Origin of the sequence: Actinoplanes philippinensis (assembly GCF_900113015.1) — a bacterium.
GTDB classification, from domain to species: Bacteria; Actinomycetota; Actinomycetes; order Mycobacteriales; family Micromonosporaceae; genus Actinoplanes; species Actinoplanes philippinensis.
The window spans coordinates 271421-296871 of record NZ_FONV01000009.1; the positions used below are offsets into that span (position 1 = coordinate 271421).

A 25451-nucleotide genomic window follows, 5' to 3' on the forward strand; every position below is an offset into this window, starting at 1 on the left:
CATCCGCGTCGTTGCACAGTGGACTCCTGTCGCTATGCTGCCCGCCGTGATCATCAAAGGTATCGATCTGGCGGCTGACGAGCCGCCCGCCCGCCGTCGACGGGCGATGGTGGAAGCGGTGATCTTCGGGTTCGCCGGGCTGGTGTTCGTCTTCGCTCCGGTGGTCATAGCCGGTGAGTTCGATGATTTCGCCGACCGGGCGCGGAGGATCTCCGGCCCCGACACCGACGTCCCGGGCATGTCGCCGCTGCTGATGGCGGTGCCGATCGGGATCGGCCTGCTGCTCGTCAGCCTGTCGGTCGTCCTGATGCTGCGGATGGTGCGCTCGGCGGCCTGGCTGGACGGCACCGTCGCCTACGTCCGCGGCGCGTTTCGCACCCGCAGCATCGACCTGTCCACGGCATATGTCAGTGCGGGCACAGCGACCCGGCACGAGGCCGCCGGCCGGAGTCACACCGCGGCCGGCACCGTGCACCACGTCGCCGTGCGGGAGGTTCCCACGCTCGAAGCACACGACCCGGTCAGCGGCCGGAAGCTGACGATCCACCTGTGCCGGCCGGGCGGGGGCGCGATCCCACCGTACGCGCTGCGGGCGCTCGCCGATGCCATGGTCCGTGGGCGGGGCCGCAACGGCAACGACCACGACGTACACCAGCTCGCCCACCGGCTGCGCCGGATCGTCGACGGTGACCGCGTCACGGAGCAGCCCGCCGACGGCGGATACGGCCCGTACCGGACGGCCGCCGATCCCTGGCAGGGACACGCGCCACAGGATCCCGCCGGTTACGGTCCAGGGCCTGCCGAACCGGTGACCACCGGCCTCGGCGGGACCCCCACACCGGTCCGCCGGCAGACGGACACCGGGCTGAGGGTGATGGTGACGATGCTGGCCGTGCTCCTGCTGGCCGGACTGGGCACGGCCGGCGCCATCTACGGCAGCATGCTCGCCCGGGGCAGCGGGGGGACGCCCGCCGAGGCGGCAGGGGCCGCCTCGGCGAAACCGACCGGCGGCGGCGGCAGCCCCGCGGAGGAGAAACCCGCTCAGCAGCAGAAGCCCAGCACGCTGGCGGCCGGCAAAGCGGTGGTGGTGGAGTACGGCGGCGGCACCGTCCGGATCAAGGTCGACAAGATCGCGACGCACAAGTCGTTCTGCGGTTCGACCGGCCTCCCGCCCGACAACGGCGGGTACGTCACGGCCCGCATCAGCTACGAGGTCATCTCCGGCGCCACCACCATCAGTCCGCTCGACTTCGGGTTCGTCGACTCCGACGGGACCCCCTACGAACGGGTCGGCGCCGGATTCACCGGCTGCGGGGGCTCGGACCTCGCCGTCTCCGGTGACCAGGCGGCGGGCGCGAAGGTCAGCGGCTATGTGGGGTTCGATGCTCCGGCACACGGCCTCATCACCTTCGGCGACCGGAAACGACAGGCCGCCTGGCGGGTCGGCTGAGGGACCCGGGCCGGACGGTCGTGCGACACATTCGCACGACCGTCCGGCCCGGCCGCTTCCCGCGTACGACGACGGATTCCCTCAGATCTGTCTCGTCAGGTTGAGCATGTTGCCGTCGGGGTCCAGCACGTGGGCGACCCGCTGGCCCCATGGCATGTCGCCGGGCCGGCCGGGCACGGTGCCGCCGGCTGATTCGACCACGGGGAGCAGCGCGTCCACGTCCTCGACCTCGGCGCTGAGGATGATCCGTACCGGTGCGCCGATCTCGGTGTCCTTCTCGCTCACGAGGCCGAGGGCCGTCGTGCCGATCCGCAGTTCGATGTAGAACTCGGGGCCCTCGTCGGGTACGCGGACGGTCTGGGTGGCGCCGAGGACAGCCTGGTAGAAGGCGCGCAGCCGGGGCAGGTCGGGGGTGCTGACGATGGGCTGGATCGAGGTCATGAGCCCTCCTGGGTAGTCGGTTCACTCAGGTGGACCCGGCGCCCGCCGGAAACTCATCGGTTCAGCCGGGCTCGGGGACGCCCCGGGTCAGGGCCGCCTGGACGATGCGGACCGCCTCGGTGGTGTCGAGGCCGACGCTGGCGATGACGGCGGCGTACTCGGCGGCGGCGCGCCGGGCCCGTTCGCGGCCCTGCTCGCCGGCCGCGGAGACGAACGAGCCGGCCGCGCCGCGGGTCTCGATCAGGCCCGCCTCCTCCAGCTCACGGTAGGCGCGGCCGACCGTGTTGACCGCCAGTCCCAGGTCCGCGGCGAGGCGGCGGATGGTCGGCAGGCGGGTGCCGACAGCCAGCGTACGGTCCTGGATCTGCGCGGCGAGCTGGGCACGAAGCTGCTCGAACGGTGGGACCGGCGAGGCCGGGTCGATGACGATCATGCTGCTCATCGGGTGCCGGCGTTGCGCTGGGCGGCCAGGGCGGTGCGCCCCTCCCCCGCCGTGATCAGGACGATCGCGACGACGCTCAGCATGATGAAGGCGAGCCAGCCGGTGTTCCAGGGATCGAGGCCGGCGTCGAAGACCGACACCACGGGCAAGGACCACACCACCGTGGGTACGGCCATCTCGCGCGCGTCCTCGACACGCATGAGGTGGTCGGCCCTCAGGGAGCCCTCGTCATCGGCCACCACCGGGTGGGTGAACACGTGGCGCAGCTGGACGGCCGTGCCGGCGGCGACTCCGCAGAGCCCGATGAGCAGGATGATCGCCGCATACCTGGCGGCGCCCTCCCGCATGGTCAGGGCCACCGTGCCCAGCACCGCCGAGGCCGCGTAGGTGATCACCAGCAGGGCGGTCCGGGGCAGGCCGAGGACGCTTCGCCAGCCGGGGCGTACGGAGTGCGCCGCCCGCCGGGGCAGATCCGCGGCGGCCTTCCGGTCGACTCGCCGCACCCACCGGTTCAGCAGCGACAGGCCCAGCACCAGGCCGGCGACCAGCGCCGTGAGCACGACCAGTGACCAGCTCCGCTGCGTGCCGAATCCGTCGCCGGTGGATCGCCACGGCAGCGCGGAGACGTAGACGAGGGCGGTCGCGATCAGGAACACGGCGGGCAGGATGGCCGCGCCCAGTCGCGCCCGTCGCCGGACCGTCAGGCGAGCGGCCAGCATCGGTGTCGGCGTGACGTCGGCCAGGCCGTGCCCCTTCAGCCACAGGCGGGCGATCTCCAGTTCTGTCGGACGTGCCTTTCCCGGCATGGCGGCCTCCCCGGCTTGTCGCATCCCTTGTCTCACCATGTTGCGACAAGCCTTGAGACAAGTCAACTGTGGATCCGCCGAGGGGTGGCCGGCCCACGTCAGGGCAGGGGCTCGGCGTTACGGCTGCTGAGGCCGTCGAGGGAGATGCGCAGCAGGCGGCGCCACTGACCGGGGTGACTCTCGGCGGTGGTCAGCACGGCCTGACTCAGGGCGCCGCTGAGCAGGAACAGATCGTCGGTGGTGACGCCGGGACGCAGCACGCCGGCGTCCGCACAGCGGACGCGCAGCTGGTCGATCAGCGCATAGCAGCGCTGGACGCAGGCACTGCCGGGGCCTCCGGTGGCGGTGTAGCTCTCGACGACGGCGCGGTTGCCGGCCTGATTGCCGAGCAGCTGCTCGAAGAAGCCGGTGAGCGCCCGCCAGGGATCCTCGGTGGCCACGGCCTGCCGGTAGGCGTCGGTGAGCCACGTGTCGAGCTGCTGCTCCAGGACGGTGGCGAGCAACTCGTCCTTGGTCGGGAAGTGACGGTAGAGCGTGCCCATGCCGACACCGCTGCGCCGGGCGATCTCCCGGACGTCCACACCGCCGCCGCACTCGGCGAAGACCACGGTGGCCGCCTCGATGATGGCAGCCCGGTTGCGCTCGGCGTCGGCGCGGCGACCGGGCCGGGGCGCGGGAGCGGCGTGGTCGGCGAGCGTCACGGCGTCCAGCGTACGACATCGCCCACGCGCCGGAGCATCTGCTCCGTTTATGACGTGCGCAATAGGAGCAGCCGCTCCGTTTAGTGCTAGCTTCAGACGGAGCAGATGCTCCGCTTCGTCCGCACCATTTCGACCGCACCATTTCGTCCGCACCATGAGGAGATCAACCATGGCAACACTCGGCATCATCGGCGCCGGCGCCATCGGCACCAGACTCGCCCAGCAGGCGATCACGGCGGGCATCGACGTCGTCCTGGCGAACTCTCGCGGACCGGAGACCCTCGCCGAGACCGTGGCGCAACTCGGCGCCCGAGCCCGCGCCGCGACCCCCGCCGAAGCCGCCCGGGCCGGCGACCGGGTGGTGGTGAGCATCCCGCTCGCCGCCTACCGGCAGCTTCCGGTCGCCGAGCTGGCCGGCAAGGTGGTGCTCGACACGAGCAACTACTACGCCTCACGCGACGGGCGACTCCCCCGGCTCGACACGGGTGAACTCACCACCAGCGAACTCGTCCAGCAGCACCTGGCCGGCGCCCACCTGGTCAAGGCCTTCAACAGCATCAGCGACCATCACATCCCCGCGCTGGCCCGCCCGGCCGGCGCGCCCGACCGTACCGCGCTCCCCATCGCCGGCGACGACCCGCAGGCGAAGGCCGACGCCGCCGAACTGATCAGCCGGCTCGGCTTCGACACGGTCGACGCAGGCCCATTGTCCGAGAGCTGGCGGTTCGAACCCGAGACCGACCCCTACGTCCTGCCCTACTCCGCCGACCCCGACGCCGTCATGGCCTCCTGGGAACGCCTCGTCGAAGCGCTGCGCAACGGCAATCCCCCGCAACTGCCCGCCCCCGACCCGGGCGCCCCGCTCCCCGCGGCCCGGCTGCGCGCCCTGCTCGCCGGAGCGTCCCGCAAACTCACCGCCGACCGCATGATCGCCTGACGCTCCGGCCGGTCAGGTGTCCGGTGCTCGAACCGCGCCTCCCCCGCCGGGCACAGGACACCCGACCGGATCGGTGATCGGCTAAGGTCTGCTCCTCATGGGATCGACATACGAGACGTTGCTCGTCGCCGCGGAGTTCCAGGCGACAGTGGATGCTCTGCGGGACGCCGGGGTCACCGCGGTCGTGGTGCCGCTGGCCGACGAGCGGGTCGCGGTGGTGCCGGCGGAAGGTGACCGGGACAGCGCCCCGGTCCGGTCCATCGGCAAGGACCTGAGTGTGCGGCTCGGGCGTCCGGCGCTGGCGATGTACGTCTTCGACTCAGACCTCATCCGTCTGTATGTGGTCCGGGACGGCGAGACCGTGCACACGTACATCTCCGACGTCGAGATGACGGTGGAGATGTTCGAGGACGACGACGGTCAGTTCCACCCGATGATCGACAACGTGGTGTATCCGGTCGACTTCGAGATTCCCGAGGGTCCGATCGGTGACGACCCGGAGGCGTTCGCGCCGTTCGCGGCCGGGCCGCTCGATGTGGACGCCGTCGGCACGGCCCTACGCGACTCGCCGTATGTGATGGCCGAGACTCAGCACTGGGCGATCATCGAGGCTCTCGGCCTGCCGCCGCGGGCGCTGACCACCGCGTACCGCCATTGCGACCCGTCGGACTTCCCCGCCGCCGTCCTCGTCCACAGCTAGGCGCTCCCGAAGCGGATGCCGGAACCGCACCGGGATAATCGCGCTGTGCCGGCGTTTGTGATCACCCCACGTAGTCTCGGCGAGCTCAGTGCCATCCGGTACCGGTTCGCGACCGCCCGTCGTGGTGACGGTGACGACCTGCTGGTGGTGACCTTCGCGGGAGCGTACGGCGTGGGCAGTTCCGGCAACGGCGACGCCCTGTTCATGCGCGCGGTGATCGGCCTCGCGCTGCGGGCGTTCGCCCCGGCCGGGGTCGTGCTGGACCTGCGCGAACTCGACTACCGATGGGGCGACATGATGGCCTCGGTCCTCAACGACGCGATCGTCGGCGGCGTCGCACCGGCGGTCGTGGTGTCCGACGCCTGCCGCAAGGCCCTGACCAGCCTGGTCACCGACGAGTTGGGCGAGGACCCGGGCGATCGGTTGTTCGACGGTCTCGACGACGCGCTGCACGCCGTGCATCGATAGAGTCCGTTCCCATGGTGGAGTGGGTGAAACTCGAACCGGACATCGACGGTTTCGACGACACACGGTTCGAGCGACACCTGGATCGGGCCCGATCATCCGGCATACGGTTCACGACCATGGCCGCCCTCGGCGACGCGCCGGAGCAGCGCCGATCCCTCTACGACTCCTCGTGGCGTTCCACCATCCCCGTAACCGGGCCGCCATCGCGATAAACGGCGGCTCGGCTTCGTGGACTAGGTCGGCTGAGGACCGTCACGCCGCGTCGAGGACCAGGCCGGTGCGGCGCCGGGTGGCCTGGACGACGGTGTAGACCAGCAGCCCCGCGGCGGTGCCGAGGACACCACCGAGGACCAGCGGGGCGCCGGGTGGGGCGTCGTTCGGCGGGGCCAGCAGCACCAGGACCGGTGACGCGCAGGCGGCCAGGCGCCGCGCCCGTTCGGCGCCGGCGGCCGCGAGCGGCACGAGACCCCACAGCAGATACCACACGTGTACGACCGGACTGAGCAGAACGAACGCAACCAGCGCCGACCCGAGGGCGGCGACCATGTCCGCGCCGGTCCCGACGCGATGCAGCAGGAGCAGGGTGATCGCCCAGGCCAGCAGCAGCCCGGCGAGCCACACCGCCTCGCGGGCGCCGAGCAGCCCGCCGAGATCGGTGGTCAGGGACATCCACGTGCGGGCCCGGGTCGGGGCTCGCAGGGCGGGGATCCAGCCGAAGCCGGTTCCCGCGATCGTGGTGACGGCTACGGCCGTACCCCCGGAGATCACCAGCGTCGCACCCACGGCGCGGACCAGACGGAACCGGCCGGGAAGCCGGCCCGCCCAGAGCACGGCCAGGAACGCCAGGCTCAGCAGTGCCGGCCCCTTGACCAGCCCGGACAGGGTGATCAGCACGGCGCCGAGGACCGGCCGGTGACGCAGGGCGAGCAGCAGCCCGGCGCACATCAACGCGATCATCACCGCGTCGTTGTGGGCGTCCACCAACAGGTGCAGCAGGACCAGCGGGTTGAGCACGCCGAGCCGGAGCGCGGTGGACGGGTCGGCGCCGCATTCGCGGGCGATGCGTGGCAGGGTGACCGCGAGCAGGGCGACGCCGGCGACCGCGAGCAGGCGCATGCCGATCAGGCCGGGCCACAGTTCGTGCCGGGTGAGGGTGGTGACGGCGCCGGCCAGGCGGAGGAAGACCGGCCCGTACGGCGCCGGGGTGTCCTGCCAGATCGGCGGCACGTTGGCGGCCAGTTCGCCACCGAGAGCCGACGGCCCCCACCGGTAGGGGTCGATCCCGGCCGCCGTCATCGCGCCCTGCGCCAGGTAGCTGTAGACGTCGCGGCTGAAGATCGGCCCGCTCAGGGTGAACGGGATCGCCCACATCACCGCGGTGCGGATCACGACGGCCGGCTCGGGGCGGAGCCGCCCGATCGCCCACCAGGCCAGGATCAGCAGGCTCATGCCCAGGTAGCAGACGGCCATCGGCCACAGGATCGCCGCGACCGCGTCGTGCGGAAGCTGCACCGCGTCACCCGACGGCCCGACACCCACGAACAGCCCGCCCACGGCGACCAGCGTGCTGCCGGCGACACCCAGCCACTGCCACTCGCGCACGCTCAACGGTTCCCCTTCGTCGCCGTCCGGCGCGGGTCACCGTAGCGATCGAGGGGGAACAGCCGACACAGTCGCGGTGAACGATCAAGACCCTTCAGGGGTACGGGTGACCCGCGCCGGTTGCTGTCGCGTCAGCAGGAGGCTCCGCCGCCGAGGGCGCCCTTGGCCAGGATCACGTCCTTGCCCTCCACGTGGATCAGCAGGCCGGTGGGGGTCACCTCGACGCCCCGGTAGGTGAGGTCGGCGGGGAAGCGGGGGCCGAACATCTCGATCTGCTGCGGGGCGATGTCCAGGATGTTCCCGGTGATCTTCGGTCGGGCGTACCACCGGATCCTGGTGTCCTGGTGGGAGCCCTTCGTTGATGCGGTCAGGAAGCCGGCCGGGTCGACGGTGACCGAGCGGTAGCGCACGCCCGGCGGGAGTTCCGGGAGTTTGCGGGTCAGATCCTTCTCGTCGATCCGGGAGAGCACGATCCTGGCGAGGAAGTCGTCCGAGTCCAGGTTGCGGGCCGGGGCCGAGGCGCTGGACCGTGAGCATGCGGCGTGGTCAGTGTGCCGGGCCGGGCCGGCCGGGGTTCGCCGCCGGGAAGTAGCAGCAGCGCATTCCGGTGTGGATGCGGTGGCGCAGGTGATCGCCGACGACCGGGTCCAGGTCGTGGATGCGGGCGATCGCGCGGCGGATCGCGCGGCCGGCGGCGAGGCGGGCGCGTTCGGCCTCGTCGGTGAAGTCACGGGCCCGGCCGCCGAGCCCGACGCCGGCGGTCATCTCACGGATCAGCCAGTCGCGTTCAGCCCGCGCGCGGGCGGCCCGGTCCGGCGCGCCGCCGGCCTCCAGGTCGTCGATCTCGTCACGGAGGCGTGACAGGCGCTGCCGGTACTGCTGGATCGCCGTGCGGTCGAGCACCGGCTGCCCGGCCCGGGCCGGGCGGGGCAGGGCGGCCGCGCCGCTGACCAGGTCGATCGCCGGGATGTCGACGTTCGGATTGGCCAGCAGGACCGCGAGGTGCAGCAGGCCGACGCTGTGCGCGACCAGCAGCCGGCGGCCGTTCAGCTCGACCCGCCACAACCGGCCGTCCCGGACACACGTCGCGACTCCACCGGCCATCGTGCTGAGCATGGTTTCTCCTCGTCGCCGCGGCCCCGGATGGCGGGCCGACGCCGTCCAGCGTGGGGGCGGCCGTGTCCCGTGGTCGTGGTGCAGATGTCCCGGCCGGCCGGGACGTTCCGGCGCCGGCGTGTCCGAGTCGGATATCGGCCACGGCCGTCGTCGTCCGATGTGTGGATCATGTCGCGTGGGTGACAGCACGCTCCCGGGACACTGAGGACAATTCGTGAGGCCCTCTCATCTCTCCTCGAGGAGCCGTCATGTCTGTTGGCCTGCCCCAGGACGTCAACCTGATCGTCATCGCGACCTCCGCCACCGGGAGCCGCGCCCACTTCTACCCGGACGCGAAGTCGCTGCTCGCTGCCGTGGTCGGGCTGGGCACCACCGCGGACGCCGATGTGCGTGTGGAGTTCTTCGACAAACAGGGCGTACGGATGCATCCCGTCGTCGCCGGGAAGTGGCAGATCGTCGGCATCGCGCCCGGCGTCGACGACCCGGGGCCGGAGATCGTGCTGAGCCGGCTGCGCACCGCCGTGGGCGACGTCGAGAACTTCCTGCTCGACCCGGCCACGGAGAACGCGCTGGCGAGGATGAAGCTGTCACCGAAGGAGGCCGTCGCACGGCTGCCCCGCCTGGACGGGGTGACCGATCTGGCCGAGGCCATCCGCCGGTGCGACGGCACGTTCGGCCACGGCGACGCCGACACCGGCCACGACGGCAGTCTGCTGCACAACCTGTTCGTCCACGGAATCTTCTGACCGCCGCGGTGGCCACCGTTCTGAACGCCTCCGCGCCGATCGCGGCGAGCCCCCGGGCCCGGCGCTGGACCGTGCTGGTCACCGGGGTGGCGCTGCTGGCGCTGGCGGTGGCCGGCCAGGTCCGCGGCACCGGTGAGGTGACCGGGCCGGTGATCGGGCTGACCGCGCCGATCGCCGTCGCGTACACGATCATGGGGGCTGTGGTCCTGGCCGGTGTGCCCGGCCATCCGGTCGGCCGGCTCGCGCTGGCCGCCGGCGGGCTGGCCGCGGTCGTCACCCTGGCAGCGAGCTGGTCGCACTGGGTGGTGGCGGCGTGGCTCACGCAATGGCTGTGGTGGCCGCCGCTCGGGCTGATCTTCCTGGTGCTGCTGTACTTCCCGGACGGTCGGCTGCCGTCGCGACGGTGGCGGCCCCTGGCCGTCGGGATCGCCGCGGCGAGCGTGATCGCGAGCGCGGCTCTGGCGGCCGGCGCCGTCGACCATCCCCGCGACCTGCTCACCGTGGTGACCGTGATGACGCCACGGGCCCATCTGATGGTACGGATCGCCGGCGCCGCGATCCTGCTGGCGACGCTCGGCCTGTTCGCCGTGCTCGGCTCGCTGGTCGTCCGGTGGCGGCGGGCCGACGGGGAGACCCGCAGCCAGCTCGCCTGTCTCGTCGTGGCGGGTGCTCTGCTGGTCGCCGGCCTGGCGTGGAACGTGTTGAGCCTGCCCGGCTCGTATGCGGTGATCACCCTCGCCCTGCCCCTGGCGATGACGGTGGCCGTGCTGCAGCACCGGCTGTACGGGCTGGACCAGATCGTCCACCGGGGCATCGTCTGGCTGCTGATGACGGTGCTGGTGGTCGGCGGGTACGTGGTGATCGTCGCCGGGCTGGGCGGCGAGGTCACCGGCGGCGACACGTCGATCGCCTCGCTGGTGGCCACCGGGCTGATCGCGGTGACGTTCGAGCCGTTGCGCCGGCGTGTGCAGCGCCACGTCGACCGGCTCGTCTACGGCGACCGCGACGACCCGTACGAGGTGATCGCCCGGCTCGGTGGCCTGCTCGGCTGGACCGGGGAGCCGAACGCGTTGCTGCCGCTGCTGGCCGCCTCGATCGCCGGGTCGCTGCGGGTGCCGTACGTCGCGGTGGAGATCGACGGCCGTGCCGGGCCCCGGCTGCTGGCCGAACACGGCTCGGCCGGAACCCCGATCGAGGCGTTCGACATGGCCGCCCACGGTGCACGGGTCGGCCGGCTGCTGGTGGCCACCCGCAGCCGCGGCGCCCGGTTCACCCGCCGGGAACGCCGCCTGCTGCGCGACGCCGCGCTGCACGCCGGGGTGGCCGTCGAGGCGACCCGGCTGATCCGTGACCTGCAGGACTCGCGGGAGCACCTGGTGCTGGCCCGCGAGGAGGAACGCCGCCGGCTGCGCCGCGATCTGCACGACGGGCTCGGCCCGGCCATCGCGGGCATGTCCATGCAGGTGCGCGCCGCGCAGAAGCTGCTCACCGACCCGGACCGGGCCGCCGAACGCCTGCTGGACCGGGCCGGTGGGATCCTCGGCGCCCTCGCCGCCGATCTGCGCGCCTGCACCGCCGAGCTGCGTCAGCTCGTCGACCAGCTGCGCCCCGCGGCGCTGGACCGCGGCCTGGCGGACGCGCTGCGCGCCGAGTGCCGGCGCTTCGACACCACCGATCTGACGGTACGGCTGCAGATCGCACACCCACTGGACGGGCTTCCGGCCGCCGTCGAGGTGGCCGCCTACCGGATCGTCGCCGAGTCGCTGACCAACGTGGCCCGGCACGCCCGGGCGAGCGCCTGCGAGGTCACCGTGCAGCGCGGCCGGTCGCTGCGGATCGACATCGTCGACGACGGCGTGGGACTGCCGGTGTCCCCCGGCGCCGGGGTCGGCCTGGACTCGATGCGGGAGCGGGTGGCCGAGCTCGGCGGCGACTACGACATCGGCCCGGCCGAGCCCCGCGGAACCGCCGTCCGGGTCGCTCTGGCCCTGCCCACGGGGCCGGTGTCATGATCGCCGACCAGCGTGTTCTCGTCGTCGACGACCACCCGGTGGTGCGCCGCGGTCTGCGCGCCATGCTGGAGGGCGAGCCGTGGGTGGCCACGGTCACCGAGGCGGCAACGGTCGCCGAGGCGGTACGGGAGGCGGCCGTCCACCCGGTGCACGTGGTCGCCATGGACGTGGTGCTGCCCGACGGCGACGGCATCGACGCGGCCGGCCGGATCCTGCGGGCCGCGCCCGGCACCCGGATGCTGATCCTTACCATGGACGACGACGAGAGCGTGGTGGAGCGGGCGCTGCGGGCCGGCGCCCACGGGTTCCTGCTCAAGGACACCGACCCGGAGGTGGTGGTGGACTCGTTGCGGACCGTCGCCGCCGGGGGTGTCGTGCTCGGCCCGCGGACGGCGGGGGCGCTGCTGACCGGCCTGCGGACGGCGCCGGCCCGGATTCCGGCGCCGTTCGACCGGCTGTCCGAGCGGGAACGTGAGGTGGTCGTCCGGCTCACCGCCGGGGACAGCAACGCCCAGATCGCGCGCCGGCTGGGGCTGAGCGAGAAGACCGTACGCAATCAGCTGTCCGCAATCTTCGCCAAGCTGGGCGTGACCGACCGGGTCCGTGTCGCCCTGCTGGCCCGTGACGCGGGCCTGCGGGCCTGACGTCCGCACGATGAGCGTCGAGCCGCCTGTCCTCGCGCGATTCGGCAGCGAGCTGCTCGCGCTCGGCTGGATCAGTGACCTGCTGGTGGCCGGGTCAGTCGCGACCGGCGACTACATTCCCGGGGTCAGCGATCTCGATCTCGTCGCGGTGACCAGCGGCGTGGTCGACGGCGATCGTCAGGCTGCGCTGTCGTCGCTGCACCGGCGGGTCGACCGGTCCGTCGGCGCCGGTTTGAAGCTCGGCTGCGCCTACATCGACCACGACCGGCGCCACCTGATCGAGGCGCCCCACCCGACGTGGACCCATGGGCAGCTGGTCCGGCGTGCCGTCTCGGCCGTGACCCGTGCCGAGCTCGTGCGCCACGGGTACGCCGTGTTCGGCCGTACGCCGCAAGCGCTGTTCCCGGCCGTGACCGCGGACGATGTTCGTGAGGCCGCCCGCGCCGAACTCGACGGGTACTGGGCGTGGGCGGCCCGGCGTCCCTGGATGTGGCTCGATCCGGTGATCGCCGATCTGGGGCTGACCTCGATGGCCCGGGCCCGTCACGCGCTTCGCACCGGAGAGTTGCTCACCAAGACCCGGGCGGTCGAGCAGGCCGCCGCGCCGGCGTGGCTGGTCGAGCAGCTCCGCGCCCGCCGCCGCGGCGAGGACGTCGCGTCACCCCGCTGGCGTACGGCCTGGATCGCCTGGCGCGACGCCCGCCGAACCACCCGCTGAGATCCGGGCGCCGGCGATGAGTTTCCGGCCGCACCGGAGTCTGAATGTCCGGGCGGGCGGACCGGGGACCGGGCCGGCCCGCCATGATTGACGAGAGTCGGACCGACAGGGGGCGTGGTGAGCGGTATCAGGGTGCTGGTGTCGGGAGCGAGTGTCGCGGGGCCGGCGCTGGCCCACTGGCTGCATCGGCGCGGGGCCGAGGTGACGGTGGTGGAGCGGGCCGGCGCGTTGCGTCCCGGTGGGCAGGCGGTGGACGCCCGCGGCGTGGCCAAGGAGGTCATCCGGCGCATGGGCCTGGACGCGGCGGTACGCGCGGCCCGCACCGAGACGGCCGGCGCGTACACCGTCGATGCGGACGGCACCGTGCTGGAGACCTTCCGCGCGGACGACGACGGCGGCGACGGGTACATCTCGGAGATCGAGATCCTGCGGGGGGACCTGTCCCGGGTGCTCTACGACGACACCCGCGACCGCGTCGAGTACCTCTTCGGCGACCGGATCGCCGAGCTCACCCAGAACGCGGACGACGTCGATGTCACCTTCGCCGGTGGCGACAGGAGGCGCTTCGATCTGGTGGTCGGGGCGGACGGGCTGCACTCGGCGCTCCGGGCGATGGTCTTCGGACCGCACGAGCGGTTCGTCCGGCACCTCGGGCGGGTGCTGGCCTTCTACAGCGTGCCGAACGAGTTCGGGCTGGACCGCTGGCTGATCGACTATCAGGACCCGGGGTCCGGGCGCTCCGCCGGCCTGCGACCGCTCCCCGACGCCACCCGGGCGATGGCCATGCTGTCGTTCCCCACGCCCGGCTTCGACATCGACCACCGCGACGTCGCGGCCCAGAAGGAACTGCTGCGCGAACGGATGGCCGGCCTGGGCTGGGAGACCGCGCGTATCCTCGCGCATCTCGACGACGCCCCGGACTTCTACCTCGACCAGGTCGCCCAGGTGGTGATGGATCGCTGGTCCAGCGGGCGCGTGGCGCTGCTCGGCGACGCGGCGTTCAGCTCGTCGCCGTTCTCCGGCGGGGGCACCGGAATGGCCCTGGTCGGGGCGTATCTGCTGGCCGGCGAGCTGGCCGCCGCCGGATGGGACCCGCAGACCGCATTCGCCGGGTACGAGCGGCGCATGCGCCCCTTCGTCGAGGCCAACCAGGAGATCGGCCGGCTGCACGTACAGAGCCGAGCGGTCCCCGAGCCGGGCGCCGAACCGGCCCCGGAGCCCGACATGGAGGCGCTGATGGCGGTCGTCGAGCGCGCGATCAACGGCGTCGAGCTGCCCGACTACGCGGCGGTGCCGGACTCCCGAGCACCCCGCGAACCGTGGAACGCCCGGCCCTCGGAGCCCTAGGTCCCGGGGGCGTGGAGGTCGTCCTCGGTGACGACCGGGGCGAGGTCGTCCTCCGGGCGGCCGGCACGCGCCGCCGCGCCGAACATCGCGCCGCGGGCCGGCTGCACCGGGGCGAAGGAGGCGAAGCCGCGGCGCTGCGGGATGTCGTCGTAGACCGCCTCCATGCCGCCGCGCAGCAGGTAGGTCTCGTGCCAGAAGCCGGTGCCCCCGCTGTCGCGCAGGAAGTCGCGCCACCACACGCGGTGCGGCTCGGAGCGGGCCCAGGCCAGCAGCGTGGGCAGGTCACGCCAGTACTGACGGATGCCCAGGTGCATGGGGAACAGCGACCAGAGGAACGTCTCGTGCGCGAGCAGACCGTCCGGCTGCTCGCCGGACCGGTCGATCCGCGGGCCGCGGGTCATCAGGGTGCGCAGGCCGTAGAGCCGGTTGACCCGCATACCCAGATAGATCACCACCAGGTCGGGATAGGACGACAGGTCGACGGTCTCTCGATTGACACGGCTCGCCATCGCCGGATCTCCTTCAGGTCAGGATGCTCCGATCGTAAGGCAGCGCACCGGGCATCCCGGCTGTCCGATGCGCTGCCTGTCAGAGGGTTCCCCGGCCCGTCACCTGCCGGCGCAGATCGCGGCCGGTGGCGACGGCCACGGCCGTGTGCACCAGCAGGACCACCGCACCCACCGCGAGCAGCACGGTGACGCGCGGCCGGCCGGGCAGGGGGAGGTCCGGCGGGTACGGCCCGGCGAGCGGCAGCGCCCACCCGGTGACCAGCCACGCGACCGCCCCGGCCAGCAGTCCGACAACGACGGCGACAGCGACCAGAGCCGGGTACGTCCCGAGCATCGCCTGTCCGGCCGGGCCGGGACGCAGCCCCTGGGACCGCAGCGCGGACAGGTCCTCGACCCGGCGGCGCCGGTCGACAGCTGCCGCCAGCACCAGTGCGCCCGCTCCGAGCAGCACGGCCAGAGCGCCTGCGAGCACGTGGAACCAGAGGGCCTGCGCCGGTCCCTGCTGTTCGAGGCGGCGGCGTACCTGATCGGAGCGGACGTCGGCGACGACGGTGAGGCCCTGTGCCGAGACCCGGTCCAGGATGTCCGGCGGCGCCGCCGCGTTGAGCCAGATCTGTGGCGTGTTGCCGGGCCCGGCGGTGACGGTGATCCGGTCCGCGTACTCGAGGTCGACCAGGACGGCCCGGCGGCCCAGCTGGGGCACGGCGGGCAGGGTCCCGGTGCCGGTGATCAGCGTGGGCTTGGCGTCGAGGCCGTTGATGACGTCGGCGGGGAGACGTCCGCCGGCGACGGCGACCGGGATCGGGTCCGGGGTGCTGGCCGGCTTGATCCAGACGAGCGGGGACTCGCTGACCGGCGCGGCGAAGGTGACCCGCAGGCCGTCCGGGGACCGCGCCAGCCGTACGTCGGGGCTTGTCCGCCAGCCGGACGGGTCGGCCAGCCGGTCCACCGGCAGCGCCTCGCGGTCCGGGCCGGTGGCGCGCACGCCCCGGATCACCACCTCGGCGGTGGTGGGGAACGAGCCGGTCCGGGCGAGCCCGATGCCGTCGATGCGGCATCCTTCCTGGCAGACCACGATCCTCTGGCGGTACGTGCCGGACCGGTTCTGCAGCTCGCCGAGTTCGATCACCGCGTCACCGAGGCCGGTCAGCGACGAGACCGACACCTGGAGCCGGAGGCCTTTCGTGCCCGGCGTCAGGCCGGACGCCGACACGTCGACGGCGACGTCCGGGCCGGGGAACGCCGGTGGCGCCGGCAGCTCCGGGCGCAACCGGTCGGCGACCTCGTCCGGGCCGGGTCCGTCGCCCGGCCACGCCGCGACGGCCGCCAGCCGGGTGGAGTCCACGGCCAGGCCGGGTACGTCGGTCGTGGAGCTGCCCGGGGGCAGCCGGGTGACCGCCATGGCGAAGTCACCCTCCGGGTCGATCCGGCGCACCGCGCTCAGCAGTTGCTGGGGTTGGGCCGCCTGCACGGTGAGGACCCGGTCGGCGCCGGTGCCGAGGGTCGCCTCGACAGCGCGGCCGGCGGCGGCGGTGTCGACCGCGCAGGTCGCGTACCCGGCCACGGCCACGGTTGCCACCAGCAGCGCGAACAGCCGGCCGGCGCCGGGCCGGCGGGCTAGCTGCAGACCGGCCAGGGCGACACCGAGACGGCCGCGGTGCAGGGCGCGGACCGCGTACCGGCTGATCAGGGGAAGCAGGGCACGGGCGGCGAGCAGGCCGAGGGCCAGCATCACGATGGCGGGTGCGAACAGGCCCACTCCGGTCAGCGAGCCCTGGGAGAGCACGAGCTGGACCGAGGCGGCGACGGCGAGGAGTACGGCGAGCGCCTCCGCCGCGATCGCCCACCGGCCGTTGCCGGTGGAGGGGTTGCGGCGCAGCAGCGCGGCGACCGGGCCGACGAACTGGCGGCGCTGGGCCACCATCACGGACAGCAGCGCCGCCCCGGCGGCCAGGGGCGCGTGGCGCAGTGAGCTCCACCCGGCGGGGATGCCGCCGTCCGGGAAGACGATCGCCGCGACCGCGTTGACCAGCAGTTGCCCGATCAGGCAGCCGCACAGGGCGCCGGCCAGGACCGCGATGAGGCTTTCGCCGGCCGCCAGCCACCACCGCGTCCACCATCGTGAGCCGCGCAGCGCGACGACCGCCAGCTCGCCCTGCCTGGCTTCGAGGCCGTAGCCGACGGTGAGGAAGATGGCGAAGCAGGCGAGCAGGATCAGGGGTACGGCCAGCACCGGCACGAGCAGCCGGGTCGACGACTGTCCGATGTCGATGCGGTCCAGCAGTGCCGTCATCTCGGTGTCGATCTGGACCGCCATGCCGAGGTCGGCGGTGCTCTGGTTGAGGTTCTGCAGCTCGGTCCGGAGCTGGCCGAGCCGGTCGGGGTGCAACGCGGCCGGCCCGGCCCGGCCGTCCATCGCGAGCGTGATCCGGCCGTGGTCCATCGTCTGCTGCGTCGTCGCGGCGGTGAAGATCGGTTCGCCCGGCCCGGTCTCCGGTGTCGCGGTGAAGTAGCCGCGGGCGCCCCAGTAGCCGGCGCTCGGCTCGGCCGGCCGGTAGGTGCCCGCGATCAGCAGGCGCCTCGGCTTGCCGTCCGGCAGCCAGACCTTCTTTTTCGGATCCGGGCTCGGTACGGCCGACCGCAGCTCGATCGAGTCGCCGGCCCTGAGGTTCAGCCGCTGGGCGGTGTGTTCGCCGAGCAGCACGTCGCCCTCGGCGGCCAGGCAGCGGCCGGTCAGGATCCGCAGGTGGGCGCAGACGTCCTGGCGGTAGACGAGGCGTACGGCGTTCGCCGGGTTCGGGTCGATGCCGATGACGTGGTACTCCGCCGAGTAGACGTAGGTGAAGCCGGGCAGCGCGATCAGCGCGGTGGCGACGTCGCCGAATTGCAGCCCGCCCGGCGCCGGGTTCGGGGCGCCGTCCTCGGTGGCCGCGCGCTCGTCCTGCACCGCGCTCGCCACCAGGCCGAGCTCGTTCGGCGCGGCGGTGGCGATCTGCCCGACGGCGACGGCACGGTCGGCCGCGATCAGATAGGCCGGCGCGGCGACCGCGGAGGTGACCGCCAGCAGGCCGAGCAGTGCCAGGGTGAAGGCCTGCCCGCGGCGGTGCCAGAGCATGACGAGGACCAGCGAGATCATCGGCCGTCCTCCTTCGGCGCGGCGCCGGCCCGCCGGTCGGGCGGCGCCGAGCCGGGCGCTCGCAGGCTGCGCAGCAGCGGCAGCACCGACAGCCACCCGGTCACGCCGAGCACGGCGACGGCGGCCAGCGCGGACAGCGCGAGCACAGTGCCGGTGAGCGTGGCGGGCGGCGGCAGCACCGCCCAGCCGTCGGTGAACGGTGGCACGACGATCCGGGTGAGCGGGCCGGCCAGCAGGGCGGCGAACACACCGACCGACAGGCCGGCCAGCAGGAGGGCGGCGGTCCCGGTGTACCCGGTGGCGACCGCGGCCGGGGCGGGCAGTCCCTGCACGCGCAGCGCCTCGAGTTGCCCGCGCAGCGTCGGCCGGTCGACGGCGACGGCGACGGCTGTCGTGGCCGCGGCGAGCAGCAGCGCCGCCACACCGGCCAGCAACCCGAACCGGGCGACGGCCGCCGGCCCCTGGCGTCCGAGGATCACGGATCGTTCCGCGGCGCTGTCGTCGGTGATCACGGTGAGCCCGGCCGCGGTCAGGTCGGCCACCAGGCCCGGGCGGGCGCCGCCGGAGAGCCAGACCTGGAACTCCCCGGGCGGCTCGCTCTCGCCCGCGACCCGGCGGGTGGCGTCCAGGTCGACGAGGATCCCGGCCGTTCCCAGCACGGGCAGGGCCGGCACGGTGCCGGCGACCCGTGCCGGGACCTGGCCGAACGAGTTCAGCAGCGGGTCGGTGAGCCGCCACTCGGCCGGAGCGTCGCCGGCCAGCACCACCGGAAGGGGCATCGAGGTGTCGGACGCCCAGACCTCGGTGCCACTGGCCGGCACGGCCCGCTCGGTGCGGTCGGCGGACAGCCGCAGGCCGGCGCCGCTCGTGGCGATGTCGACGGCGGCGCCCCCGACGGCGGGCCGCCACCAGCCGATGTCGCCTAACCGGGCCGGGTCCAGGACCTCCGCTGCCGGGCCGTCCTGCCGCAGGCTCTGCAGCGTCACGACGGTGTCCGGCGGGAGCGTGCCCGGCCCGCCTTTCCAGCCCGGCGCGGTCAGCCCCCAGCGGACCAGGCGACAGCCGGGCGCGGCGGCGCATCCGGGCGCCGGCGCCGAGACCGTCCCCTCCCCCGTCCTCAGCGCACCGAAGCCGACCTGAACCGGCAGGCCGGTGCCCTCGTGCTGGAGCAGCAGCTCGACGGTGACCGGGGCGGTTCCCTCGTACCGCGTCCGGAGGGTCAGCCGGTCGCCGGTGACCATCGGCAGCTGTTTCCCGCTGCCGGCCGCCGTCGCGTCGGGGAGCAGGCCGACCGGCCCGAACTCGGGGCGCCACTCGGCGACCGCGGCGAGCCGTGTGGTGTCCACGGCCAGCACCTGCGGGATGGTGGTGGTGTCGGCGACCACCGCCATCGCCTCCCGGCCGCCCGGATCGGCTCGCCGGACCGCCGCGAGCAGCGCCGTGCGGTTCGGCGCCTCCACCGTGAGCACCCGGGCGGCGCCCAGTTCGGCGGCGCTGCGATCGGCCCGGACGGTACGGTCCGCGGCCAGCCCGCCGGCCGCCGTGGCGAGACCGGCGACCGCCACCACGATCAGGGCGAACACCCGGTCGACGCCGCGTTGCCGGGAGACCTGGACGGCGGTGAGGCCGAGCCGGAGCCGCCCGCCCCGCAACGCCACGCCGACGGCCCGGTCGGCGACGCGGACCAGCAGCCGCGCGGCCAGCAGTGCCACGGCCAGCGCGGCGAGCGCGGGCGCGGCGGTCTTGAGGCCGTCCTCCGGTCCGCCGGACCGGGCCTGGTAGACCGCGGCGGCAGCGACCGCGGCGAGCACCGTGTCGACCAGGGTGGAGCGCCAGTCGGCGCGTCCCAGCGCCGAGCGCCGCAGCAGCACCGCGACCGGCTGCCGCAGCACCATCGCCTCGCCGACGATCAGCACGAGCAGGCCCCCGAGCAGTACGGCGGCGACGGCGGCTGCCACGAGCGACAGCGCGGCGCCCAGGTCGCTCGACGGCACCGTCCCGGCCAGGCCGCCGGCGAGCAGGAGCCCGGCGGGCGCGCCGGCCAGCACTCCGAGCAGCAGCGGCACCAGGTGCTGTCCCCAGGCCAGCCGCAGGATGTCGCCCCGGCTCACCCCGCGCAGTTTGAGCAGCGCCAGGTCGGTACGCCGGTCCCGGCCGGTGCAGCGTCCGGCGATCCCGATCGCGAACCAGGTGAGGATCAGCGTCTGCAGGCCCGCGGTCAGGACGCCGCGGCGTACGGTGTCCCGGTCCTCGGCGATGCGCTGCAGCACCGTACCGATGCCGGTGATCATCCGCAGCCGGTTCAGGCCGAGCCGGGCCTCGGCGCGGGCCAGCGCGACACCGAGACGCTGAGCGCCGTCGCCGCGGACCAGGTCCGGCGAGACCTGCACGTCGTAGGCGAGCGTCGGCTCCGGGAACCGGCCGGAACCGAACGTCTCGACCGGTGTGAAGAGCGGGTCCAGTCCGGGAACCTCGGCCTGGAACAGCGGATTGCCCCAGTACGCGTCCGCGGGATCACGCACCGAGTAGCGGGCGACGACCGTGAACTCGTACGGGGTGTTCAGTCGGCCCAGCAGGGTCAGTTTGTCGCCGGTCTCCAGCCCCAGGTTCTGGGCGGTGACGCTGCTGACCGCGATCTGCAGAGGGGCGGACGGACAGGGCCCGTCGAGGCGGACGTGCCGGCAGAAGTCGTCCCGGTAGGCGACGGCCATGTTCGCGTCCCCGTCAGCCCGGGTGACGCTCAGCCGTACCCGGATCCCGCGCACCGGCTCGTCCAGTGAGCGGGACAGCTCACCGGCGGCGAGGCCGGCGAACCGGTGGAGCGCGTCGGCCGCGTCCCCTGGGATGTCGGACTCGGTCTGGATCGAGACGTTGCGCTGGGCCGCGGAGGCGGCGCTCAGTTGCGCCTCGGCGGCCCGGGTCGCGGACGCGTAGGCATACCAGGGACCGGCGGCGGCGACGGCGGCGGCCAGCGCGGTCAGCACGAAGATCGCCAGCACCTGCGCGGTTCGCGCCCGCACCGCGTCGACAACGAGCGCGAACAAGCTCCACCCTCCCCCGATCAACCGGCAGGCTACGCGATGGCCACAGCTCGTGGGGGGCATGGCGGATCCGCGGCGAGCCTACGACGAACCGTGACCTCGCCGGACGATCTGATCTCTACCGGGAGATCGTCGGCGCGCGTCCGGGCGGCGCCGCGGGCGGTGGTGGGACACCGCCCGCGGCGATCGCTGGTCAGCGGGAGCTGATCAGCAGCCCCGGCACGATCGTGCGGCCGGTGCGGAACTCGGTGTAGGCCCACTGCTCCTGATCCGGTTGCGGGCCGACGGGGTTCAGGGTGACCTGGCCCGACCCGCCTCGGGTGACCTCCGGCGGCGCGGTGATGGTTGCGTTGCGACGGTTGCCGTCGGCCGCGACCGTCGTCACGCCGATCCGGTAGGGCACCTCGGCGGTGTCGGTCGACTGCGCGTGCACGTACGCCGTGTACACGCCCGGCTCGGGGAAGAACCGTGCGATCCGTTCGTTGCTGTGCCAGAACGCCCAGCTCCGCTCGACCAGTTTGCCGTCCTTGTAGAGGTACAGGTCGAGGTTCTTGCCCGGGTCGTCCGTGGCGGTCTGCACGATCAGGCCCGCCGTTCCGCGCGGCACCACGATCCGGGTGCCCTGTGTCCCGACGCCGCCGGGGGCGAAGGACCCGCCGGTCACGGTCGTGCTGAGCTGCTTGGCCGACCAGGTCACCGGGGTGTACCCGGTGGTACGCGCGGCCACCGGCCCGGTGAACCCCGGCTGCAGGAAGCCCTGCCCGAGCCCACCGGTCCGGCCGAACTCGATGCCGGTGTCGTCGTAGGGCCGCGGCGTGAAGCCCCACGGCCGGGCCGCGACGGTGAGCCGTACCCGGTGCCGGTCCCCGGTGAGGACCAGCGAGCCGGTGGTGTAGCGGTCCCAGGTGGCGGCGCCCCGGGCCAGTTTGATCGTGACGGTCGCGGTGGCGCCGGGGCGTACCGTGAAGGTCTTGGGGGTGATCGTGACGTCCATGCCGGACAGGCCCTCGACGCGCGCCCGGTAGGTCTCGGTCCGCTTGCCGACGTTGGTGAACCTGCGTACGACGGTCACGGGGTGCAGACCGTCGTACTCCCGCAGCGCGATGGAGGGCAGGTTGAGTTCCTTGCCGTCCGGCGTCGCCGCCGAGGCGAAGGCGGTCAGCGAGGCCGCGGTCGGCTCGACCACCAGGCCGGGGTCGGTGGCGCGGGAGACGAGCGGCAGGCCCGAGCCCTGCTGTAGCGGGCTGCTGGTCCCCTTCGTGTCGCCGGCTGTGGTCCGCAGCGCCGAGGCCACCGCGCCCGGCGACCAGCCGGGGTGCTGGGCGCGCAGGACGGCGGCCATCCCGGCGACGTGCGGCGCGGCCATCGAGGTGCCGGAGTAGGCGTCGAAGAGCCGTCCGCCGGCCATCGGCGACACCGCCGCGACGACGTCGACGCCGTCGGCCACGAGATCGGGCTTCTGCAGTCCGGTGTGCACCTGGTCCGGTCCGTACGACGAGAGCCCGGCCACGCTCGGCAGCCCCACCAGGCTCGACCGGTCACCGCCGGCCGTCAGGGTCGCCGTGCCGTCGTCGCGGTGCGCCCACAGGTAGTTGAAGATCTGCCCGGCCTGCTCGGCGCTCCACAGATAGACCGTGGGGAAGTCGTAGATGACGTTGAGGCGGGCGTTTCCGTTCGTCTGGAAGAGCACGACGCCCACGCCGCCCTTGGCCTTGACCTCCTCGACTGCCCCGACCGCGTTGTCGAAGTCGCAGGCCACGATCTTGCCCTTGACCTTCGTGGCGTCGAGGCTGCCGCCCCAGCAGAACTGGGCGCCGGCCTCGATCGAGCCGGCCCGGTCGGCGAAGACGATCGGGGTCCGGCCCCGTGCGGGCAGCACGTCCATCGAGGCGCCGACGATGGTGCTGCCGTCACCGAGACGCACGGTCGCCTCGTTGGCCCGTTCGACCGCCGCGCCCACGGTGGTGACCCACGGCTCGGCGTTGCTGATCATGCCGGACCAGCCGTCGTTGCCGGCCGAGGCCGCCACGAAGACGCCGGCCAGGTAGGCGTTGAGGAAGGCGTTGCCGATCGGGCTGTTCGGCTGGTAGTCGCCCATCGTGTTGCCGATGGAGTAGTTGATGACGTCGACCCCGTCGGCGACTGCCGCGTCGATCGCCGCGATGATGTCGGCGTCGGTGCCGGAGCCTCCCCACAGCGCCTTGTAGACGGCGATCTGCGCGTCCGGCGCCACGCCGGAGATCCGGCCGAGGTCGCGGCCGAGCACCATCGCGTGCGCGACCGGCAGACCGGCCGCGGTCGACGCCGTGTGGGTGCCGTGGCCCTGCATGTCACGGGCGGAGAGGATCTCCCCGTCGGGCAGCTCGCCGGCCATCGCGATCCAGCCGTCGGCGAAGTAGCGGGCGCCGACGATCTTGCCGTTGCAGGCGGTGGCCGGGAAGCCGTCGCCCACCTGGCAGGTGCCGTGCCAGCCCTTCGGCGCCGGCATGGTCGCCGCGAAGGACGCGCTCTCCGGCCAGATGCCGGTGTCGATGACGCCGACGACGACGCCGGATCCCTTGCCGGGCGCCGGCCTGACCGGTGCGCCCGTCCCGGCTGTCCGGGTGGGACCGCCGAGCGTCGCCGCGTCGGCCTTGACCAGCTGCGCCTTGCTGACGGCGGCCACGCGCGGGTCCTTGGCGAGCCTCGTCGCCTGGGCGCCGGTCAGCTGCGCGGTGAACCCGTTGAAGGCCGTCGTGTAGGTCTGCCGTGCCGTCACGTCGAGGTCGTCGAGCACGTCCCGCTGGGTCTCGCCCAGGTGTGCGCGGTATTTCTCCGCCGCGGCCGAGTGCGGCTCGAGGTCCTGCCCGGCCGGCGGCCTGGTGGCGGCAAGACCGGCCACCCCTCCGCTGTACGAGGTGACGGGCGCCTCGCGCAGCCGGACCACGTACTGGCCGTCGGTGCGGGCGGTGCCGCCGGTTCCCGGGCTGAGTGCGGCGCCGCCGGTGAGCGCCGCCGGAGTCCGTCCTTCGCGGAGAAGTCCGAGGTCGGGCAGGGGTGTGCCCGGCCTCGCCTGCGCCGGCCCACCCAGACCGGCCACGGTCAGGGTGAGAGAAAGAGTGAGCGCCGACAGCGCTCGAAGGCTCGTGGCCACGAGGCCCCTTCCCCAGTGGAGAGTCACTTGCATGGATGGCCACACCCAACCCTGAACCGGTTAAGACATTGCAACAAGATCATTAAGATCGATGGAGCCTGCCGTACGCCGTAGGCCCCGACCGGTGGTGGCGCACGGGCCACGAGGCCTACCGGCACGGCGAGGACTACCGCGGCCGGCCGGGCGACCCCACCTTCACGATCACCGACGACACCCCGGCGGTGCTCGTACGCTTCCGCGTCGTCACCGACCTCTGACGACCGGCACGCGAGCCCGATGGTCAGCCCGGCAGCAGCGGTCGCATGAAAGTCCTCTCGTATCGCAGTACGCAGCCCGACTCCTCACGGATCCGGTCCGCAGCGACGAATTCCGGGTCATGGCCGAACCGGGATCGGTAGCGCTCATAAGCGGCCAGGCTCTCGAAACTGAACAACGCCTCCGCGTGATCGCTGGCGCCCTCAGCCGGCAGGAAGTAGCCGTGGTGGATGCCGCCGTGCATCGCGACCAGGCGCATCCACTCACGGGCGAAGCGTTCGAACGCCTCGATCTGGACAGGGTCGATGGTGTAGTGCACAACACAGGTGATCATCGATCAAGCCTATGCATCACCGGCCGCCGGCCGGGATGCGGGCGCTGCCGGACCGGCAGCCTGTCGTCCCTGCTGGCGAGGCAGGCACGGATCCGGCCGTCGCCGCGGGATCCGGACCGGCGGCCGATGGCCCGCACGATCGCGCCCGGTTAATCTGCCGGGAACGCGAGAGGATTTTGATGAAGGCTGAAACAACCCGGCTGCGGGCCGACGCGCAGCGCAACCGCGACCACATCGTGTCGGTGGCTCGGGTTGTTTTCGCCGAGATCGGCCCGGGTGCGCCGATGGACGAGATCGCCCGCCGGGCCGGGGTCGGCGTCGGCACGCTCTACCGCCGCTTCCCCGACCGGGGGTCGCTGCTGCGCGCCGTGGCCCTCGAGGGATTCTCGGCGATCCTGGCCGACGCCCGCGCCGCACTCGATGAGGAGCCGGCCGCGTGGGACGCCCTCACGCGGATCGTCCGCCGAGCCGTCGACCTACGGTTCAGCACGCAGCTGACCATGCTGGACGAGCGTACGCGGCAGGCCCTCAAAGACGCGCCCGAGTTCCGGCACATCCGCGCCGCGGTGCACGACATGGTCGAGGACTTGGTCGAGCGGGCCCAGGCCGAGGGTTCGATGCGGTCCGATGTCGGCGCCGGTGACGTGCTGGCGATGGTGTCGCTCCTGCTCAAACCGCCACCGAGCCGGTCCGAGGAGATGTCCGACCTGCTGATGCGCCGCTGCTTGGGCCTCATCCTGGACGGCCTGCACTCCGGCCGGCGGAGCGCGCTTCCCGGCGAGCCGATCAGCATCGCCGGCCTCCGCCTGGATTCCTGAGAACTCACCGTCAACTCTGGACGACTGTCCGGAGCCGGGGCTAGTCTGCAAACGAAACGGAGGATTTTATTCCGCTTAGATTCGACTTTGATCGA

Annotated in this window: 22 protein-coding genes; 10 read left to right on the forward strand and 12 right to left on the reverse strand. The window is 73.0% G+C overall.

Annotation, left to right across the window (positions count from 1 at the left end; all coding sequences use genetic code 11):
- Positions 1–46: 46 nt before the first annotated feature.
- Positions 47–1450 carry a DUF4352 domain-containing protein gene (locus tag BM290_RS24720; protein ID WP_143133926.1) on the forward strand — a complete coding sequence of 468 codons (1404 nt, stop codon included), beginning with the start codon at positions 47–49 and terminating at the stop codon, positions 1448–1450.
- A gap of 81 nt (positions 1451–1531) precedes the next feature.
- On the opposite strand, the gene BM290_RS24725 is transcribed toward BM290_RS24720, so the two are convergent.
- The 4 genes from BM290_RS24725 to BM290_RS24740 form a co-directional block, all read right to left on the reverse strand.
- Positions 1532–1891 carry a VOC family protein gene (locus tag BM290_RS24725; RefSeq protein WP_093618002.1) on the reverse strand — a complete coding sequence of 120 codons (360 nt, stop codon included), beginning with the start codon at positions 1889–1891 and terminating at the stop codon, positions 1532–1534.
- Between the two features lie 61 nt (positions 1892–1952).
- A complete protein-coding gene (locus BM290_RS24730) occupies positions 1953–2324 on the reverse strand; it encodes a GntR family transcriptional regulator (protein WP_093618004.1) in 372 nt (123 codons plus the stop codon).
- 5 nt (positions 2325–2329) lie between these two features.
- Positions 2330–3139, reverse strand: coding sequence for a hypothetical protein (locus tag BM290_RS24735; RefSeq protein ID WP_203779465.1), 810 nt, complete (start codon positions 3137–3139; stop codon positions 2330–2332).
- A 98-nt stretch (positions 3140–3237) separates the two neighbouring features.
- Entirely contained in the window at positions 3238–3840 is a 603-nt protein-coding gene (locus tag BM290_RS24740) for a TetR/AcrR family transcriptional regulator (RefSeq protein ID WP_203779464.1), read from the reverse strand.
- A gap of 169 nt (positions 3841–4009) precedes the next feature.
- Between BM290_RS24740 and BM290_RS24745 the strand changes: the two genes are divergently transcribed.
- From BM290_RS24745 to BM290_RS24755, 3 genes are all read left to right on the forward strand, one after another.
- A complete protein-coding gene (locus tag BM290_RS24745; RefSeq protein WP_093618008.1) occupies positions 4010–4777 on the forward strand; it encodes an NADPH-dependent F420 reductase in 768 nt (255 codons plus the stop codon).
- A gap of 97 nt (positions 4778–4874) precedes the next feature.
- Complete coding sequence (locus BM290_RS24750) at positions 4875–5477, forward strand: hypothetical protein (RefSeq protein WP_093618010.1); 603 nt, start codon at positions 4875–4877, stop codon at positions 5475–5477.
- Positions 5478–5522: 45 nt separating this feature from the next.
- On the forward strand, positions 5523–5945 hold the full coding sequence (locus tag BM290_RS24755; RefSeq protein ID WP_093618012.1) for a hypothetical protein: 423 nt from the start codon (positions 5523–5525) through the stop codon (positions 5943–5945).
- A 252-nt stretch (positions 5946–6197) separates the two neighbouring features.
- Here the strand turns inward: BM290_RS24755 and mptB are convergent, their stop codons facing one another.
- From mptB to BM290_RS24775, 3 genes are all read right to left on the reverse strand, one after another.
- The gene (gene mptB, locus BM290_RS24765) at positions 6198–7547 is read right to left on the reverse strand and encodes a polyprenol phosphomannose-dependent alpha 1,6 mannosyltransferase MptB (protein WP_093618016.1); all 1350 of its coding nucleotides are present in this window, start codon (positions 7545–7547) and stop codon (positions 6198–6200) included.
- A gap of 131 nt (positions 7548–7678) precedes the next feature.
- The gene (locus BM290_RS24770) at positions 7679–8017 is read right to left on the reverse strand and encodes a hypothetical protein (RefSeq protein ID WP_093618018.1); all 339 of its coding nucleotides are present in this window, start codon (positions 8015–8017) and stop codon (positions 7679–7681) included.
- 76 nt (positions 8018–8093) lie between these two features.
- Positions 8094–8663 carry a hypothetical protein gene (locus BM290_RS24775; protein WP_093618020.1) on the reverse strand — a complete coding sequence of 190 codons (570 nt, stop codon included), beginning with the start codon at positions 8661–8663 and terminating at the stop codon, positions 8094–8096.
- Between the two features lie 248 nt (positions 8664–8911).
- Between BM290_RS24775 and BM290_RS24780 the strand changes: the two genes are divergently transcribed.
- The 5 genes from BM290_RS24780 (at position 8912) to BM290_RS24800 (ending at position 14130) form a co-directional block, all read left to right on the forward strand.
- Positions 8912–9409, forward strand: coding sequence for a hypothetical protein (locus tag BM290_RS24780; protein WP_093618022.1), 498 nt, complete (start codon positions 8912–8914; stop codon positions 9407–9409).
- A gap of 8 nt (positions 9410–9417) precedes the next feature.
- A complete protein-coding gene (locus BM290_RS24785; RefSeq protein WP_239143650.1) occupies positions 9418–11421 on the forward strand; it encodes a sensor histidine kinase in 2004 nt (667 codons plus the stop codon).
- The gene (locus tag BM290_RS24790) at positions 11418–12065 is read left to right on the forward strand and encodes a response regulator transcription factor (protein ID WP_093618024.1); all 648 of its coding nucleotides are present in this window, start codon (positions 11418–11420) and stop codon (positions 12063–12065) included. The genes BM290_RS24785 and BM290_RS24790 overlap by 4 nt, the downstream gene beginning before the upstream one ends.
- A gap of 10 nt (positions 12066–12075) precedes the next feature.
- Positions 12076–12783, forward strand: a complete 708-nt coding sequence (locus tag BM290_RS24795) for a nucleotidyltransferase family protein (protein WP_093618494.1) — start codon at positions 12076–12078, stop codon at positions 12781–12783.
- A gap of 117 nt (positions 12784–12900) precedes the next feature.
- Positions 12901–14130, forward strand: a complete 1230-nt coding sequence (locus BM290_RS24800) for an FAD-dependent monooxygenase (protein WP_177319884.1) — start codon at positions 12901–12903, stop codon at positions 14128–14130.
- Here BM290_RS24800 and BM290_RS24805 read toward each other — a convergent pair.
- From BM290_RS24805 to BM290_RS24825, 5 genes are all read right to left on the reverse strand, one after another.
- Positions 14127–14639 carry a monooxygenase family protein gene (locus tag BM290_RS24805; protein ID WP_093618026.1) on the reverse strand — a complete coding sequence of 171 codons (513 nt, stop codon included), beginning with the start codon at positions 14637–14639 and terminating at the stop codon, positions 14127–14129. The two genes, BM290_RS24800 and BM290_RS24805, sit on opposite strands and share 4 nt — an antisense overlap.
- A 79-nt stretch (positions 14640–14718) precedes the next feature.
- On the reverse strand, positions 14719–17775 hold the full coding sequence (locus BM290_RS24810) for an FtsX-like permease family protein (protein WP_093618028.1): 3057 nt from the start codon (positions 17773–17775) through the stop codon (positions 14719–14721).
- Positions 17772–20819 (reverse strand): FtsX-like permease family protein, encoded by a 3048-nt coding sequence (locus BM290_RS24815; RefSeq protein ID WP_177319885.1) that lies wholly within the window; start codon positions 20817–20819, stop codon positions 17772–17774. Before BM290_RS24815 ends, BM290_RS24810 begins: the two co-directional genes overlap by 4 nt.
- Before the next feature lie 190 nt (positions 20820–21009).
- Positions 21010–23949 (reverse strand): S8 family serine peptidase, encoded by a 2940-nt coding sequence (locus BM290_RS24820; protein WP_093618030.1) that lies wholly within the window; start codon positions 23947–23949, stop codon positions 21010–21012.
- A gap of 280 nt (positions 23950–24229) precedes the next feature.
- Complete coding sequence (locus tag BM290_RS24825; protein ID WP_093618032.1) at positions 24230–24538, reverse strand: NIPSNAP family protein; 309 nt, start codon at positions 24536–24538, stop codon at positions 24230–24232.
- Positions 24539–24717: 179 nt separating this feature from the next.
- On the opposite strand from BM290_RS24825, the gene BM290_RS24830 reads away from it, so the two are divergent.
- Positions 24718–25356, forward strand: a complete 639-nt coding sequence (locus BM290_RS24830) for a TetR/AcrR family transcriptional regulator (protein ID WP_093618034.1) — start codon at positions 24718–24720, stop codon at positions 25354–25356.
- Positions 25357–25451: the final 95 nt, after the last annotated feature.

Excerpts from the sequence above, each read along its gene's own strand:
- BM290_RS24780 (WP_093618022.1), top strand. The coding sequence starts at position 8,912 with ATGTCTGTTGGCCTGCCCCAGGACGTCAACCTGATCGTCATCGCGACC.
- BM290_RS24775 (WP_093618020.1), bottom strand. The coding sequence starts at position 8,663 with ATGCTCAGCACGATGGCCGGTGGAGTCGCGACGTGTGTCCGGGACGGC.
- BM290_RS24750 (WP_093618010.1), top strand. The coding sequence starts at position 4,875 with ATGGGATCGACATACGAGACGTTGCTCGTCGCCGCGGAGTTCCAGGCG.
- BM290_RS24745 (WP_093618008.1), top strand. The coding sequence starts at position 4,010 with ATGGCAACACTCGGCATCATCGGCGCCGGCGCCATCGGCACCAGACTC.
- BM290_RS24795 (WP_093618494.1), top strand. The coding sequence starts at position 12,076 with ATGAGCGTCGAGCCGCCTGTCCTCGCGCGATTCGGCAGCGAGCTGCTC.
- BM290_RS24810 (WP_093618028.1), bottom strand. The coding sequence starts at position 17,775 with ATGATCTCGCTGGTCCTCGTCATGCTCTGGCACCGCCGCGGGCAGGCC.
- BM290_RS24725 (WP_093618002.1), bottom strand. The coding sequence starts at position 1,891 with ATGACCTCGATCCAGCCCATCGTCAGCACCCCCGACCTGCCCCGGCTG.
- BM290_RS24735 (WP_203779465.1), bottom strand. The coding sequence starts at position 3,139 with ATGCCGGGAAAGGCACGTCCGACAGAACTGGAGATCGCCCGCCTGTGG.
- BM290_RS24805 (WP_093618026.1), bottom strand. The coding sequence starts at position 14,639 with ATGGCGAGCCGTGTCAATCGAGAGACCGTCGACCTGTCGTCCTATCCC.
- BM290_RS24790 (WP_093618024.1), top strand. The coding sequence starts at position 11,418 with ATGATCGCCGACCAGCGTGTTCTCGTCGTCGACGACCACCCGGTGGTG.
- BM290_RS24730 (WP_093618004.1), bottom strand. The coding sequence starts at position 2,324 with ATGATCGTCATCGACCCGGCCTCGCCGGTCCCACCGTTCGAGCAGCTT.
- BM290_RS24830 (WP_093618034.1), top strand. The coding sequence starts at position 24,718 with ATGAAGGCTGAAACAACCCGGCTGCGGGCCGACGCGCAGCGCAACCGC.
- BM290_RS24825 (WP_093618032.1), bottom strand. The coding sequence starts at position 24,538 with ATGATCACCTGTGTTGTGCACTACACCATCGACCCTGTCCAGATCGAG.